This window comes from Streptomyces sp. NPDC086023 (assembly GCF_044540325.1).
GTDB lineage: Bacteria > Actinomycetota > Actinomycetes > Streptomycetales > Streptomycetaceae > Streptomyces.
The window spans coordinates 295,469-311,217 of record NZ_JBITRX010000002.1; the positions used below are offsets into that span (position 1 = coordinate 295,469).

General features: G+C 74.4%; 11 protein-coding genes. 6 read left to right on the plus strand and 5 right to left on the minus strand.

The window, feature by feature from the left end:
• Positions 1-3,720, minus strand: coding sequence for a nitrate reductase subunit alpha (locus ACIF6F_RS04655; RefSeq protein ID WP_399941175.1), 3,720 nt, complete (start codon positions 3,718-3,720; stop codon positions 1-3).
• A 654-nt stretch (positions 3,721-4,374) separates the two neighbouring features.
• On the opposite strand from ACIF6F_RS04655, the gene ACIF6F_RS04660 reads away from it, so the two are divergent.
• Positions 4,375-5,034, plus strand: coding sequence for a hypothetical protein (locus ACIF6F_RS04660; protein ID WP_399941178.1), 660 nt, complete (start codon positions 4,375-4,377; stop codon positions 5,032-5,034).
• Between the two features lie 63 nt (positions 5,035-5,097).
• Positions 5,098-5,877 (plus strand): hypothetical protein, encoded by a 780-nt coding sequence (locus ACIF6F_RS04665; protein ID WP_399941180.1) that lies wholly within the window; start codon positions 5,098-5,100, stop codon positions 5,875-5,877.
• 45 nt (positions 5,878-5,922) lie between these two features.
• Here the strand turns inward: ACIF6F_RS04665 and ACIF6F_RS04670 are convergent, their stop codons facing one another.
• Genes ACIF6F_RS04670 through ACIF6F_RS04680 form a run of 3 tightly spaced genes read right to left on the minus strand, consistent with a single transcriptional unit; the run spans position 5,923 to position 8,387 of the window.
• Positions 5,923-7,125, minus strand: a complete 1,203-nt coding sequence (locus ACIF6F_RS04670) for an MAB_1171c family putative transporter (protein WP_399941182.1) — start codon at positions 7,123-7,125, stop codon at positions 5,923-5,925.
• Between the two features lie 3 nt (positions 7,126-7,128).
• A complete protein-coding gene (locus tag ACIF6F_RS04675) occupies positions 7,129-7,683 on the minus strand; it encodes a toxin-antitoxin system, toxin component (RefSeq protein WP_399941184.1) in 555 nt (184 codons plus the stop codon).
• 35 nt (positions 7,684-7,718) lie between these two features.
• Complete coding sequence (locus ACIF6F_RS04680) at positions 7,719-8,387, minus strand: helix-turn-helix domain-containing protein (protein ID WP_399941186.1); 669 nt, start codon at positions 8,385-8,387, stop codon at positions 7,719-7,721.
• Positions 8,388-8,571: 184 nt separating this feature from the next.
• Between ACIF6F_RS04680 and ACIF6F_RS04685 the strand changes: the two genes are divergently transcribed.
• The 3 genes from ACIF6F_RS04685 to ACIF6F_RS04695 all read left to right on the plus strand — a co-directional run bounded on the left by ACIF6F_RS04685 (position 8,572) and on the right by ACIF6F_RS04695 (position 13,263).
• Positions 8,572-9,594 carry a helix-turn-helix domain-containing protein gene (locus ACIF6F_RS04685; protein WP_399941189.1) on the plus strand — a complete coding sequence of 341 codons (1,023 nt, stop codon included), beginning with the start codon at positions 8,572-8,574 and terminating at the stop codon, positions 9,592-9,594.
• Between the two features lie 153 nt (positions 9,595-9,747).
• Positions 9,748-11,100, plus strand: coding sequence for a 6-phospho-beta-glucosidase (locus ACIF6F_RS04690; protein ID WP_399941191.1), 1,353 nt, complete (start codon positions 9,748-9,750; stop codon positions 11,098-11,100).
• 57 nt (positions 11,101-11,157) lie between these two features.
• On the plus strand, positions 11,158-13,263 hold the full coding sequence (locus tag ACIF6F_RS04695; protein WP_399941194.1) for an MDR family MFS transporter: 2,106 nt from the start codon (positions 11,158-11,160) through the stop codon (positions 13,261-13,263).
• Positions 13,264-13,544: 281 nt separating this feature from the next.
• Here the strand turns inward: ACIF6F_RS04695 and ACIF6F_RS04700 are convergent, their stop codons facing one another.
• Positions 13,545-14,039 (minus strand): NUDIX hydrolase, encoded by a 495-nt coding sequence (locus ACIF6F_RS04700; protein ID WP_399941197.1) that lies wholly within the window; start codon positions 14,037-14,039, stop codon positions 13,545-13,547.
• A 311-nt stretch (positions 14,040-14,350) separates the two neighbouring features.
• Here ACIF6F_RS04700 and ACIF6F_RS04705 point away from each other — a divergent pair, with 311 nt between their 5' ends.
• Positions 14,351-15,748: an FAD-dependent oxidoreductase gene (locus ACIF6F_RS04705; protein ID WP_399941200.1), complete on the plus strand. Its 1,398-nt coding sequence runs from the start codon at positions 14,351-14,353 to the stop codon at positions 15,746-15,748.
• Position 15,749: the final 1 nt, after the last annotated feature.

Below are 15,749 nucleotides of genomic sequence, written 5' to 3' on the forward strand. Positions count from 1 at the left end.
TCAGTACTCCACCTTCTGCGACCGGCGCCGGATGACCGTCACCTCGTCGCGCTGGTTGCCGGTCGGCCCCAGGTAGTTGAAGGCCCAGGAGAGCTGGGCGTACCCGCCGATCAGATGGCTCGGCTTGAGGATGAGTCGGGTCAGCGAGTTGTGGATGCCGCCGCGGCGGCCGTTGTGCTCCGCCTTGGGCACGTTGACCGTGCGCTCCTGCGCGTGGTGCATGTAGACCGTGCCCTCGGGCATGCGGTGCGAGACGATCGCCCGCGCCACGACCACGCCGTTGCGGTTGACCGCCTCGATCCAGTCGTTGTCCGCGACGCCGATCGCCTCCGCGTCCTGCGGCGACATCCAGACGGCCTGGCCGCCGCGGGACAGGGACAGCATGAACAGGTTGTCCTGGTACTCGGAGTGGATGGACCACTTGTTGTGCGGGGTGAGGTAGCGGACCGTCACCTCCCGGTTCCCGTCCGGCCCGAGCACCGGCTCGCCGAACAGCCGGTGCATGTCCAGCGGCGGCCGGTACACCGGCAGGCCCTCGCCCAGCTCGTGCATCCAGTCGTGGTCCAGGAAGAACTGCTGGCGGCCGGTGAGCGTGTGCCACGGCTTGAGGTGCTCGGTGTTCAGCGTGAACGCCGTGTACCGGCGGCCGCCCGACTCGCTGCCCGACCACTCCGGGGAGGTGATCACGGGCACGGGGGCCGCCTGCGTGTCGGCGTACGTGATGTGCTTGCCCTCGTGCTCGGACGCCAAGTGCGCCATCTCCCGGCCGGTGCGCTCCTCCAGGGTGCGGAAGCCCTGCGTGGCCAGCCGCCCGTTGGTGGTGCCGGAGAGCCGCAGGATGGTGTTGGCCGCCTTGACCGCCGTGTCCAGCAGCGGGCGGCCGTCGGCCGGACCGCCGCGGACCGTGCCGTTCAGTGCGCCGAGCGCCTCGACCTCCTCGTCGGGCCGGAGCACGATGCCCTTGGCCGCCAGGCCCAGCTTCTCGACCAGCGGGCCCAGCGAGGTGAACTTGGCGCCGACCGCGGTGTAGTCGCGCTCCACGACGGTCAGCTGCGGCATCGTCCTGCCGGGCACCGGCTCGCACTCGCCCTTGCGCCAGTCCAGCGCCACGCCGCCCGGCTGCGCGATCTCGCCCGGGGTGTCGTGCTGGAGCGGCGAGGCGACCAGGTCCTCGCGGGTGCCCAGGTGGTCCCGGGCCAGTTCGCTGAACCGCTCGGCCACGGCCTTGAAGGTCTCGAAGTCCGTGCGCGCCTGCCAGGGCGGGTCCACGGCCGGGGTGAAGGAGTGCACGTAGGGGTGCATGTCGGTGCTCGACAGGTCGTGCTTCTCGTACCAGGTGGCCGCCGGCAGCGTGATGTCGGACAGCAGGGTCGAGGAGGTCATCCGGAAGTCGAGCGACAGCAGCAGGTCGAGCTTGCCCTCCGGAGCCTGCTCGTGCCATGTCACATCGCGCGGCCGCACCTCGGGCTCCGCCTCCTGCGCGTTCAACGACGAGTGCGTGCCCAGCAGGTGCTTGGTGAAGTACTCGGCGCCCTTCGCGGAGGAGCCCAGCAGGTTCGCCCGCCACAGCGTCAGCACCCGCGGCCAGTTCTCCGGAGCGTCCGGGTCCTCGCAGGCGAAGCCCAGCCGCCCGGCCTTCAGCTCGTCCACCACGTACGCCGCCGGCTCCAGGCCCGCCGCCCGCGCCTGTTCCGTGAGGTCCAGGGGATTGCGGTCGAAGGTGGGGTACGAAGGCATCCAGCCCGAACGCGCCGACTGCGCCAGGCAGTCGGCGCCGGTCATCCCCGCGAACCGGCCCTCGCCCAGCGGCGAGGCCAGCACGTCCGCGGTGAACCGGTCGTACCGCCACTGGTCGGTGTTGAGGAACCAGTACGCGGCGCCGATCATCTGCCGCGGCGGCCGCGACCAGTCCGACGCGGCGGCCAGCGTGGCCCAGCCCGTCACCGGACGGCACTTCTCCTGGCCGACGTAGTGCGCCCAGCCTCCGCCGTTGCGGCCCTGGCAGCCGGTGAGCTGGAGCAGCGCCAGGAAGGCCCGGTAGATGGTCTCGGAGTGGAACCAGTGGTTGGTGCCGGCGCCCATCAGGATCATGCAGCGGCCCTGGGACTCCTCCGCCGTGGCGGCGAACTCCCGCGCGATGCGCACCGCCCGTGCCGCCGGCACCGAGGTGTGGGTCTCCTGCCAGGCGGGCGTGCCGGGCTGGCTCGCGTCCTCGTACGATGCCGGCCACTCGCCCGGCAGGCCCGGGCGGCCCACGCCGTACTGGGCGAGCAACAGGTCGTACACCGTGGTCACCAGCCGTCCGGCGATCCGGTGTACGGGCACGCCGCGGCGCATCACCTCGCCCCGGCCCTGGCCGTGCGTGCCGCCCTCGGTGTCGAAGCGCGGCAGCAGCACCTCCGCGGTGCCCGCCGCGCTGTCGCCGCCCTGGAGGGTGAGGGCCGGCCGGATGCCGCCCAGGTCGAGGTTCCACCTGCCCTTGCCGGACTCCGTCCAGCGGAAGCCCAGCGACCCGCCCGGCACCACCGCCTGCCCGGTGGCCTCGTCCAGCACCGCGGTCTTCCACTCCGCGCCCTCGGAGGTGTCGCCCAGATCGGAGGCGCGCAGGAACTTCGCGGGCACGTACGCGCCGTCGCGCTCCTCCAGCGTCACCAGGAACGGAAGGTCGGTGAACCGCTTCACGTAGTCGGTGAAGAACGGCGTCTGCCGGTCGACGAAGAACTCCTTGAGGATGACGTGCCCCATCGCCAGGGCCAGCGCCCCGTCGGTGCCCGGGTGCGGGTGGAGCCACTCGTCGGCGAACTTCGCGTTGTCCGCGTAGTCCGGCGCGACCACCACCACCTTCTGGCCGCGGTAGCGCGCCTCGGCCATCCAGTGGGCGTCGGGGGTGCGGGTGACGGGGACGTTGGAGCCCCACATCATCAGGTAGGCCGCGTCCCACCAGTCGCCGGACTCGGGTACGTCGGTCTGGTCGCCGAACACCTGCGGGGAGGCGACCGGCAGGTCCGCGTACCAGTCGTAGAAGCTCAGCATCGGCGCGCCGATCAGGCTCATGAACCGGGCGCCGGCGGCGTGCGAGACCATCGACATGGCCGGGATCGGGGAGAAGCCGGCGACGCGGTCGGGACCGTACTCCTTGATCGTGTGGACGTGCGCGGCCGAGATGATCTCGACGGCCTCGTCCCAGTTCGCCCGTACCAGGCCGCCCTTGCCGCGCGCCTGCTGGTACCTGCGGCGCCGCTCGGGGTCGGCCTGGATGTCGGCCCACGCCAGCACGGGGTCCTTCAGGCGGGCCTTCGCCTCGCGGTACATCTCCAGCAGGACGCCCCGCACGTACGGGTAGCGCACGCGGGTGGGGGAGTACGTGTACCAGGAGAACGCGGCGCCGCGGGGGCAGCCGCGCGGCTCGTACTCCGGGCGGTCCGGGCCCACGGACGGGTAGTCGGTGGCCTGGGTCTCCCAGGTGATGATCCCGTCCTTGACGTACACCTTCCACCGGCAGGAACCCGTGCAGTTCACCCCGTGCGTCGAGTACACGACCTTGTCGTGGCTCCACCGGTCCCGGTAGAAGGCGTCGGCCTCCCGGCCGCCGGTCAGCCGCACGCTGTGGAGGTCCGGCGCGTCCTCGCCGCGCCGGAAGAACCGCCCGGCCTTCAGCAGCACCGCGCCCGGCTCCGATGTGGTGTCCCGCACCCGTGCCTCCCCGAAACGATCAGCCATGAATCACCATGAAAGTGGCATCTGCCTGATTCCGCGCGGCGGGGCGGTCGACCGGGGGACCCGCCGGCACCCCCGCGCCCACCGCACGGCCACTACGCCGCGCCGCGCACCGGGAAGCCGCGGACCGGAACGAAGAGGCCGGCCGGCAACGGCCGCACGAACCGCGGGTACTTGCCGCGATCCACAGCAGGAAGCGCAGCACGAGCGGGGCGCCGCCGGTCGCGGGGCGGCGTACGAGCGAGCCCGTCGCGAAGACCGCCGTGACGAACGCCGTGACGAACGCGCCGATCGCCGGCACGGAGAGGAACACCCCGGTGCTGCCGTACGGTTCACCGATCGGTCGCCGGCCGGCACCAGGAGGCCGGCAGCCGCCCCCGGCCGTCACCGGCGCGAGCACCGTCAGGGCGCTCGGCAAGGCGACGCGGCGGGGCGGCCGGTCCTCGCGGGGCTCCCGCCGGCGGGGCCGCCGGTGTGACCGGCGCCCGCCGGGACCACGTCGGCCGGCAGGCCGGGACCCCGTCCCCCGATCGGCCGGAACGCGACCCGGCCGGGCGCCGGGCGCGCGCGGGCGCGTATCGATCCCGGCCCGTGATCGTTTCTCCTCCCGGAGCCACCACGCCCGTGGTGCGCCCGACGGGACCGGGAGGACGCGCGGTGACCGCTTGGCAGTACCTGGCCGGCGCAGGGATGCTGGCCGCCCTCAGCCCGCTGCACGCCCAGACGGCCCAGGCCGCCGAACCCCCGCCGGACCCCGCCGCGTTCCCCGCCGCGGTACGGCCCGACGCCTGCCCGGGGGAGCCCCCGGCCACTCCGCCCGCCCCGGCCCCGGCCACCCCCGCACCCCCGCCCCCGCTCACCGTGCCCCCGGCCGAGCCCGCCCCCGAGCCACCGGCGCCCCCGGCCCGCCCGACGCCGCCCCCCACCCCGCCCCCGGCACCCCCGCGGCCCGCGCCCCGGCACCTGCCCCCGGCCGGGCCGTCACCCGCACGGCACGCCCCGCCGGCAGCACCGGCAGCACCGGCAGTACCGGCCACCGCGCCGACGCCGGCGCCCGAGCCCGCGTACCCGCCGGCCGAAGCCCCCCCCCCCGCCCCCGCCCCCGCAGCGCCCGCGGCCGCGCCCCAGACCCCCGCCGCCGCACCGGCACCGCCCGCACGGGCCTTCCACGTCCGCCCCTACCACCGCTCGGCGCTGCTCCAGCGCCACGGCCCGCAGGGCATGTCCACCATGACGCTCATGATCGTCGTGACCACCCCGGCGGTCCTGGCCGCCGCAGCCCTGCGCCCCCGCGGCAGGTCGCGCTCCGGTTCCTGACCGGCCCCCGGCCGCGACCACCCCCGACCCCGAACCGCCCCGAACCGACAACCGGAGACCCCCGTGTACGAGTGGCTGATCCTGGCCGTCTCCATGGTGCTCGTCTGCGCCGCCGTCCTCGCCTTCACCAACCTGCGCCACCGCAGGGTCGCCGAGGACGAGGACACCAACGAAACCCCCGACGTCATCGAGTACATGACGATGATGGTCGGCGTCGTCTACGCCATCGTCCTCGGTCTCGCCATCGCCGGCGTCTGGGAGGCCCGCGGCGCCGCCGAGGACAACGTCCGCCGCGAGGCCCAGGCCCTGTACGAGGTCAGCCAGCGCGTGGACGTCTACCCCGGGCCCGTCCGCGACCGCATCCGCGACGAGGTGAGCGACTACGTCTCCCACACCGTGGCCGTCGACTGGCCGCTCCTGACCGACGACAAGGCCCCCTCCGCGGAGGGCACCGCACTGCTGGGCAAGCTCCGCACGGACCTCACGCACCAGAGCCCGGCCACCGAGCTGCAGGCCCAGGCCTACCAGCCGCTGCTCGACCACATCGCGACGGCCGACGACGCCCGGCACGCCCGCAACCAGGGCGCGGGCTCCACCCTCCCCGGGATGGTGTGGTTCGGCCTGCTCACCGGCGCCGTCGTCACCATCGGCCTGATCTTCACCCTGCAGATCCGCCGCTCGGGCCGCGAACTGCTGCTCGCGGGCCTGTTCAGCGCCCTGATCGTGTTCCTGCTGTTCCTGGTCTGGAGCCTCGACGCGCCGTTCGGCCGCGAGGGCACGGACGCCGCGGCGCCCTTCCTGGACCTGTTCCCGGCCGCCGTCGCCCAGGCCGCCGCAGGCTGACCCGGCCACCCGGCCCGCCGGGCGGCGGCACGCCGCCGCCCGGCCTCAGCCGGTGCCCGTGGCGCGCCGGGCCGCCGCCACCTCGCGGGAATGCCGCAGCGCGTGGGAGATGCGCACCAGGTCCCTCGGTCCCTCGGCCGGCCCGGGCACCCCCGGCGGGGCCTCGTCCCCGTCCGGGCCGTCGTCGAGGGCGTCGGGGCCGTCGGGCTCCTCGGCGGCCGCCGAGCGGGCCCGTACCGCGGCCGCGACCATCGCCGCGTCGGCCACGGCCTTGGCGCCGTCCGGCCCCTCGCCGGCCGCCAGGCTCCGCTCGTACACCCGTGCGTGCAGGGCGAGGTCGAAGTACGGGCCGAGCGTCAGGAAGCCGTCGTGGATGTCCGACTCCCGCTGGAGGATCCGCAGCTCCGCCGGCGACCACCAGGCGATCCGCACGCTCGGCGTGCCCGCCGGCACCGCTCCGCGCAGCTCGCGCCAGAGCGCCCCCAACTGCCGGTACGTCGCCCAGGTGTGCCAGTTGTCCGCGGCCCGCTGGCACATCAGCGGCAGGATGAACCCGATCGCGCTGACCAGCGCGCCCATCGACGCCAGCGGGGGAGCGAGGTACGTGCTCAGGCCGTCCCAGTCCCGCCCGGCCCAGCGCGCCCCGACGGCGGCGAACTTCGTCATGTCGTAGGCGATCGTGAAGCCGTAGCCCACGACGATGATCACGAGACCGGTGCGCAGCCAGCCGCGGACCTGGAGCGACCAGCGCCAGCAGAGCACCGTCATCACCACGGCGGCGATGTGGTGCGTCACCAGGTACAGCGCGATCATCTCGCGGATGTACGGGGTGTTGGCGTAGTACGTGTCGAAGTCGCGCAGCCGCTCCACGGGGGTCTCCCCGAGGAAGAACAGCACCACCACCGCCACGATCGCGACCCCGTAGAAGGTCATCCAGCGGCGCGAGAAGCGCCGGGTGTCCTCGGGCGGCCCGCCCCGCCAGTTCACGATCAGGATCAGACAGGACGCGCTGAACGCGCTGATCAGCGCATACACCAGCGGGGCCGAGAAGTTCGGGGTGCCGGTCAGCCGGTTGACCACGGAGATCGTGGGCGGCGCGGCGAAGACGAAGACCGCTCCCGAGAGGATCAGCAGCGAGCAGACGGAACGCAGCAGCGGATCACGCCAGTTGTGTCGCAGCGCCGGCAGCTTGAAGGCCAGCGAGATCCACAGCGCGGCCGCGGGAATGTAGTAGTCCCCACCAGTCAACGGTCAGGCCTGCGGTCCTCGGTAGCCCAGCGAGGCCTCGATGCGGCCCGCCAGCCCGTCGCGGCGGGCCGGGGCACGGCCGATGCCGCCGCTGCGCGCCAGCCAGGGACGGCACTTGCTGCCCAGGAGCAGCCCGAACGTCTCGGCCTCCGTCTCCTCCGAGACGTCGGCCCGGGTCCGGGCGGCCACCCGGCGGACCGTCTCGCTGAGGTCGGCCTCCTCCGACAGCAGCCGGGCCGCCACCGCCGCGCCGTCGACGTGGTGGCTGCAGTGTCCGGCCTTCATGTGCCACAGTTCGTGCCCCAGGATCACCAACTGGTGGTCCGGGGCGGTGCGTTCCTCGACCACCACGAGGTCCCGGTCCGCCATGTCGAGCCACAGGCCACTGGCCGTCCCGGGCGGGAACGACGCCATGCGGAACTGCACCGGCCGGCCGCGGTGGCGGCTCATGCCCTCGCACAGGGCGGCGTAGAGGTCCACGGGTTCCGCGGGCGCCGGGAGCCGGAGGCCGGCCACCAGCTCTCCGCACAGCCGCCGCTGCTCTCTGCCTATGCTCACCGTTCTCCCCGTCGGCGCGGATCCGGATCAGGACTTCAGGAATCTGTCGGTTTGACGCTCTCGAGCAGCATGTCCAGCCACTCGGTCACCTTGTCCCGGTGTTTGTCCGTGGGCAGTTGGGCGGCCCGCCAGGCGATGCCGCGGACCCCGTGGTCCTGGAGCAGTCTGGCCAGCGGGTCGGCCCCCGCGGGGACCTGGGCCGGCACGGTCTCCCGCTCCCGTCCCGCGAAGTCCTGCAGCAGCTGCTGCTCCGTCCGCAGGAGGGCGTCGGTGAGCGCGTCCGCGTCGTGGGCGGTGAGGAACCCGGCGTGCACGCCGAAGAACCGCTGGATCGCGTCGCAGTGCTCCATCGTGGGCCGCCGGTCGCCGTTGATCAGCGCGCCCGCCTGCTGGCGGGACATGCCCGCCCCGTCCGCGATCTCCTGCTGGGTGTAGCGGCGGCCGTTGGGCTTCACCCGGGTGCGGCGGAGCAGGGCCAGCCGCTGGAGGAAGCGCGCCTGTACGTCGGGCTCGCCGGCCGGTCGGCCGTCGAGGAGGGCCCTGACCACGTCCGCCGGCACACCGGAGGCCTCGGAGAGGCGCCGGAGGTCGAAGACCTCCGCGTGGGCCCGCCCGAGCTTGTCGGCGAGTTCGGCGACGCGCGCCACGGTGGCCGTCAGAGGCGCGGTGGCCACTGGGACGGGAGCCGGGAAGCCGTCTGTCACCAGTGGTTCTCCTAGATCACGCGAGATTGGTTCGGACACGCGGTTGGCCTGAGGAGGCTAACCCGGATGCCCGCCCGACGGCTAGAACTTGCCACAGCTGTGGCGTGAATAAGGCGTCCCCCGGCTGGAATTGCCACAATAGTTGACACTCCATCGAGGCTGGTAGCAGGATCGCCACACGGAAATGAAGATCGCAGACCGTGAGAAGGGGGAGCTCTCGGTGTCACATCTCGCAGCGGTGGGCCCGTCCGATGCCCTCGCGCGGTCCGGCCAGGAAGCCCTGGCGGGCGAAGAGCCCGTACGCGGAACGGTTCGGTCGGAGCGGCGCAAGGAACTCCTGCGGCAGCGCCGCGAGGAACTCGGCCTCAGCCAGGAGGACGTGGCCGCACGCCTGCGCATCAGCGTGCGCGCGTACGGGAACTGGGAACGGGGCCTGGTCAAGGAGTGGACCGACCGGAAGCTGCTGGCACTCGCCCAGGCCCTGGAAATGAGCGAGCGGCAGTGCTTCTGGCTGTTCCGCGTCATGGCCGACCGCGACCCGCCGCAGTCCTGGCGCCCCTCCGAGGAGAGCCGCCTGCCCGACGACCCCGCACAGCGCGACTACCTCCGCGACTACGCGGCGCTCATGGAGGCCGTGCCCTATCCCTCCTTCCTCGTCGACCACCGCTGGGACGTGGCGCTCACCAACTCCGCCTTCGACCAGCTCTTCCAGTCCGTGCGACCGCACCCGACGGCCCTCCCGGACGACAACTTCCTGCGGTTCGTGCTCTTCCACCCGGACGCCGCCGCGGTCCTGGAGGACCACGAGCCGGCCTGGTGCGTGCCCCTGCTGGCGCAGTTCTCCACCGCCCTGGCCGCGGCCCCGGAGGACGCCGGACTGAAGAGCATCCGGCAGGACATCGCCCGCGACCCGTTCATGGAGGCCGCGTACCGCTACGGCGTCCCGCACTGGCTGAGCACGTACGGACCCCAGGCGGCCGAGCGTGACGGCAGCGTACGCGCCGTGCGGCACCCCGACCCCCGCTGGGGGCGGGCCCGGTGCCGCCTGGTGGCCGAAAACGGCCCCATGCTGGACGGCATGGGCTTCACCCGGATCACCCTGGTCCTCTCCGCCCCGCAGGGCGGGTACGGACCGCCCGTCGGCACGCCCCCGGCGCCCGCGCAGCAGGCCCCCAGACTCCGCGCCGTCCCGCCGCTCAAGGACTGAGCGGCCGGGACCGCGGAGCCCCCCGGGTCCGCCCGCGGGACCACCGGAACCCGCGGCCGGCCGGGGCGCCGCTCCCCGGACGGACCGCACGGAGGCCACACTGTGCGGTACACGGTGACCTGTGACCGTGCAGTGTGAAGGGTGGTATGTCACGTGAAACTGACGATCCTCGGCGGCGGCGGGTTCCGGGTCCCGCTCGTCTACGGCGCGCTCCTCGGCGACCACGCCGAGGGCCGCATCGACCGCGTCACCCTCCACGACGAGGACCCGGCCCGCCTCACCGCCATCGGCCGCGTCCTCGCCGAACAGGCCCGCGGCGTCCCCGACGCCCCCGCCGTCACCGCCACCCGCGACCTCGACGAGGCCCTGCGCGGCGCCGACTTCGTCTTCTCCGCCATCCGCGTCGGCGGACTCCAGGGCCGCGCCGACGACGAACGCGTCGCCCTCGAACAGGGTGTCCTCGGCCAGGAGACCGTCGGCGCCGGCGGCATCGCGTACGGACTGCGCACCGTGCCCGTGGCCCGCCGCATCGCCCGCCGGATCGCCGAACTCGCCCCCGACGCGTGGACCATCAACTTCACCAACCCGGCGGGCCTCGTCACCGAGGCGATGGCCCGCGACCTCGGCCGGCGGGTCATCGGCATCTGCGACTCCCCGGTGGGCCTCGGCCGCCGCCTCGCCCGGCTCGCCGGCGCCCGCCCCGACCGCGCCTTCGTCGACTACGTCGGCCTCAACCACCTCGGCTGGGTCCGCGGTCTGCACGTCGACGGCCGCGACGAACTGACCCGGCTGCTCGCCGACACCAAGGCCCTGGAGTCCTTCGAGGAGGGCCGGCTCTTCGGCGCCGACTGGATCCGGTCACTCGGCGCCGTCCCCAACGAGTACCTGCACTACTACTACTTCAACCGCGAGGCCGTCGCCGCCTACCGGCAGGCCCAGCAGGACGGCCGCACCCGCGGGGCCTTCCTCCGCGACCAGCAGGCCGGGTTCTACGCCGAGGCAGCCCGGGAGGGCACCTCCGCCCGGGCCGCCTGGGAGCGCACACTGGCCGAGCGCGAGGCCACCTACATGGCCGAGAACCGCGAGGCGGCCGGCGTCGGCGAACGCGACGAGGACGACCTCGAGTCCGGCGGCTACGAGAAGGTCGCCCTCGCCCTGATGCGGGCCATCGCCCGCGACGAGCGCACCACCCTCATCCTCAACGTCCCCAACCGCACCACCCTGTCCCTGCTCGACGCGGACGCCGTCATCGAGGTGCCCTGCCTCGTCGACGCGAGCGGCGCCCACCCCCTCGCCGCGGCGCCCCTCCCGTACCACGCGGCGGGCCTGGTCACCGCCGTCAAGGCGGTCGAGCGCGAGGTCCTCGCCGCGGCCGAGAGCGGATCGCGGGCCGCCGCCGTCAAGGCCTTCGCCCTGCACCCCCTGGTCGACTCGGCGGCGGTCGCCAAGACCCTGCTCGACGGGTACGTCGAAGTCCACCCCGGCCTGTCCTACCTGCGCGGATAGCCGGACCGCGACCGTCCGGCACCGCCCGCGCCGGCGCCCCGTACGGCGTAATGTCACATGCGACACCCACACCCCGGTGTGAGAGTGCGAGATGTGACCACCCTCCGAGAGTCCGCCCCCGCGGCCGCCGAGCCGCCGCCCGTGCTGGACCGGCGGCGGCGCAACGTCGTCTTCGGCACGATCATGCTCGGCGTGCTGCTCGCGGCCCTCGACCAGACCATCGTGGGCACCGCCCTGCCCACGATCGTGGCGGACCTCGGCGGCGCCGCCCACATGTCCTGGGTGGTCACCTCGTACCTCCTGGCGGAGACCGTCGCCACCGTGCTCGTCGGCAAGTTCGGCGACCTCTTCGGCCGCAAGGTCATCTTCCAGATCTCCGCCGTCGTCTTCATCATCGGCTCGTTCCTGTGCGGCCTGGCCACCAACATGTCGCTGCTCATCGTGTGGCGCGGCCTCCAAGGCGTCGGCGCCGGCGGCCTGATGGTCACCTCCATGGCGCTGATCGCCGACGTGATCCCGCTCCGCGAACGCGGCAAGTACCAGGGCGCCATCGGCGCGGTCTTCGGCGTGGCCACCGTCATCGGCCCCCTCCTCGGCGGCCTGTTCACCGACCACCTCAGCTGGCGCTGGGCGTTCTACGTCAACGTCCCCCTCGCCGTCATGGTCGTCGTGGCCGCCGCCCGCTCCATCCCGTCCGTGCGCTCCGCCGTCCGCCCGGCCATCGACTACCTCGGCATCGCCCTGGTCGCCGTCGGCTCCAGCGCCCTCATCCTCGCCACCAGCTGGGGCGGCAACGAGTACGCCTGGGGCTCGCCCGTCATCATCGGCCTCTTCGCCGGCGGCGCCGTGGCCCTCGCGCTGTTCTGCGTGGTGGAGACCCGCGCCGCCGAACCCATGCTGCCGATGCGGCTGTTCCGCAACCCGGTCTTCACCGTCTGCTCGGTGCTCAGCTTCGTCGTCGGCTTCGCCATGCTCGGCGCGATGACCTTCCTGCCCACCTACCTCCAGTACGTCGACGGGGACTCGGCCACCGTCAGCGGCGTGCGCACCCTGCCCCTGGTCATCGGCCTGCTCATCGCGTCCGTCTTCAGCGGCAACGTGGTCAGCAAGACCGGCCGCTACCGGGTCTTCCCCATCGTCGGCTGCCTGGTCATGGGCGCCGGCCTCTACCTGCTCTCCCGCATGGGCCCCGGCACCGGCACCTGGCTGGAATCGCTCTACATGTTCGTCCTCGGCGTCGGCATCGGCCTGTGCATGCAGGTCCTGACCATCGCCGTGCAGAACACCGTCGACTACGCCGACCTCGGCACCGCGACCTCGGGCGTGACGTTCTTCCGCACCCTCGGCAGCTCCTTCGGCACCGCCGTCTTCGGCACCCTCTACGCCAACAACCTGGGCCCCAACCTGGCCGCGGGCGTCGCCGAGGCCGCCCGCACCACCGGCACCCCGCCGGCCGAACTGGCGCGCGCCGCCCAGAGCCCCCAGGGCGTCCACTCCCTCCGCCCCGCCGAGGCCGCGCCCATCGTCCAGGCCTACGCCGACACCCTCCACACCGTGTTCCTGTGGACCGTGCCCGTCGCCGCCGTCGGCTTCGTCGTCGCCCTGTTCCTCAAGGAGGTCAGGCTCCGCGACAGCGCACGCGCGACCTCCACCGACATGGGCGAGGGCTTCGCCTCCCCGGCCACCACCGGCGACTCCGCCAAGCTCCTCGAACTGGCCGTCGGCCGGCTCGTCCGCGGCATGGACCCGGCGCAGGCCCGCCGCATCGTCCAGGAGTCCGACACCCGCCTCGACATCGCCGGGGCCTGGGCCGTCATGCAGGTCGACCTGCTCACCCGCACCGTCGGCCACGCCAGCCTCGGACTGATCGCCGCCCGCCGCCACCTGCCGCCGGAGGTGCTCGTACCCGTCTTCGACCGGATGACCGAGGAGGGCTACCTCTCGCGCGAGGGCAGCTTCTTCTCCCACACCGAGGCCGGCCGCCGCGAGGCCGCGGTCATCTCCGCGGCGTGGGCCGACTGGCTCGGCGCCGAACTGGAGAAGGACCGCGGACGCCCGCGCAGCGCCGAACTCCGCGCCGCCGCCGACGCGATCGCCAAGCGGCTGCTGGCCGAGGACCTCGCCGAGGGCGGCTTCGCCCGAGTCCCGGCCCTCCCGGGCTGACCGCCGCGGCACGCCGCCCCGGCGGGGACGCCGCCGTACGCCGGTCCTGCGGGCCGGCCCCCCACGGCGCTGATCGGGCCCGGCGTCAGCCGCCCGTGCGCCGGGCCGCCCGCCGTACGCCGGACCGCCCGTCCCGGGCTGCGCCTCGTGTCCCGTGCCGGGCTGGGCCCCCTGCCGGGCTGCGTCCCGTGCGGGGCTGCGTCCCGTGCCGGGCTGGGCCTCGTGCGGGGCTGCGTCCCGTGCGGGGCTGCGTCCCGCGCCTGGCTGCGTCCTGCGCCCGGCTACGTCCCCACCACCGGGTAGCAGTGCGCCGGTACCGCCGCCACGTCCAGGCCGGGGCGCCACACCCGCAGCACCGCCGCCGACGGCGCGAACATCTCCGCGGGCAGCCGCTCCGGCGCGAACCACTCCCACCGCACGATCTTGTCCGGCTCGGTCACCCGCGCCTCGCCGCCGGCATCCCCGGGCAGCTCCGCCACCGCGGCCGCCGTCACCCGGCTCACGCCGCCCTTCGCGTCTTTCAGCACCGCCAGCACCCGCACCCGGGCCGGGTCGACCAGCAGCCCCGTCTCCTCCGCAAGCTCCCGCGCCCCCGCGGCCTCGAAGCTCTCCTCCGGATCGGTCTTGCCGCCCGGCAGCTCCCAGCGCCCGTCGTGCGCGAGCCCGAGCAGTACCCGTCCGGCCGGGTCCACGACCACCATCCCCACGCCCGCCACCGCGTTCGTGGCCGGCAGCGCCCGGTCGGGCCGCTCCTCGCCGGGCTTCCCGTCCGTCATCGCGCATCCCTCCGCAGGTCCGTGCCAGGGCGCCGCCACGGCACGCGACGCCCAGCCGAGGATACGGGCGCACCGCCCCCGGCACGCCCGGCCACCACAAGCCCGCCGCCGGCACGGCCCGCTCCCGGCACGGCCGCCCCCGGCACACCCGGCCCCGGCAAGCCCGCCGCCGGCACGGCACGGCACCGCACGACCCGTCCGGCACGGCCCCCCGCCCCGCCCCCGCCGCCCGGGTTTCGCCCCGGCCCCGCCCGCGCAGTCTCTTGGGCGACGCGGTGCACCGGCCCCGCGCGCGGGCGGCAGGAGGGGCAGTGGCGCATTTCCTGGTCATCGGCGGAGGCATCGGCGGCATGGCCACCGCCCTGCTCGCCGCGCGGCACGGGCACACCGCCGAGGTCTTCGAGCAGGCCGAGCGCGCCCCCGGCGCCGACCTCGACGGCGACTTCTTCGGCTGGCACCGCCCCGGCGTCCCCCAGGCGAACCAGCCGCACGTGCTGCTCGGCGCCGCCCGCACCCTGCTCCGCACCGAACTCCCCGACGTGTACGCGGAGATGCTCCGCCTCGGGGCCCGCGAGCGGCACGAGCTGGACTGGTTCGAGGAACGCCCGCCCGCCCGGCCGGGCGACGACGACCTCGTGATGGTGCAGGCCCGCAGGATCGTCCTGGAGAGCGCCCTCGCCTCCGCCCTGCGCGCCGAGCCCCGGGTCACCCGCCACTTCGGCACCCCCGTCACCGGGCTCCTCACCCGGCCGGCGGCGGGCGCGCAGCCGCCGCGCGTGACGGGCGTACGGACCGCGGACGGCCGCTCCGAGGGCGACCTGGTCGTCGACACCGCCGGGCGCCGCGGCGCGGTGGACCGCTGGCTCGCCGAGTCCGGCTGCCGGCCCGGCAGGACCGAGCAGCACCGCACCGGCATCGCCTACTTCGGCCGCTGGTACCGGCTGCCCGGCGGCACCCTCGACGGCCCCGCCCGGCCCTGGTCGGTGGCCGGCGGCAGCTTCGCGGGCTGCGCGGTCTTCCCGTCCGACAACGGCATGTTCGCCGTGACGCTGTTCGTCCACACCTCGGACCCCACCCGTGCGGCCCTGCGCGACCCGGCCGTCTTCGAGGCCGCCGCCCGCACGTTCGCGCCCGGCGCGGCCTGGCTCGCCCTCGGCGCCGAACCACTGTCCGACGTACTGGCGATGGCGGGGCTCGACAACCGCTGGAGCGCGCCCGCCGACGAGCGGGGGCCGGTGGCCAGCGGCCTGGTGCCGGTCGGCGACGCCCTCACCCACACCAACCCCACCCTCGCCCAGGGCGTGTCCCTGGCCCTGTGGGCGGCCCGCCGGGTCGCCGCGACGGCGCACGAGGACCCGGGCGGCGCGCGCTTCGCCGCCGGCTACCGCGCCTGGGCGGTCCGCACGCTGCGGCCCTGGTTCGACCTCCAGGTGGCGGCCGACGACTCCACCGGCGACCGGCTGGCGAGCCGGGCGGCGCGCACCGGCGCCGCCCGGGAGTCCGCGGCCCTCTTCGACTGCGCGCTCGACGACCCGGAAGTGATGCGGGTACGGGCCCGGGTCCGGCACCTGGCGGAGTCGCCGGAGCGCGCGTACGCCGACCCGGCGGTGCGGCGGCGGGTGGCGGACTGGCTGGCCGCGCGGCCCGGGTACGTACCCAACCAGGCGGGTCCCGACCGGGACGAGTGGGAGAAGATCACCGCGCGCTGAG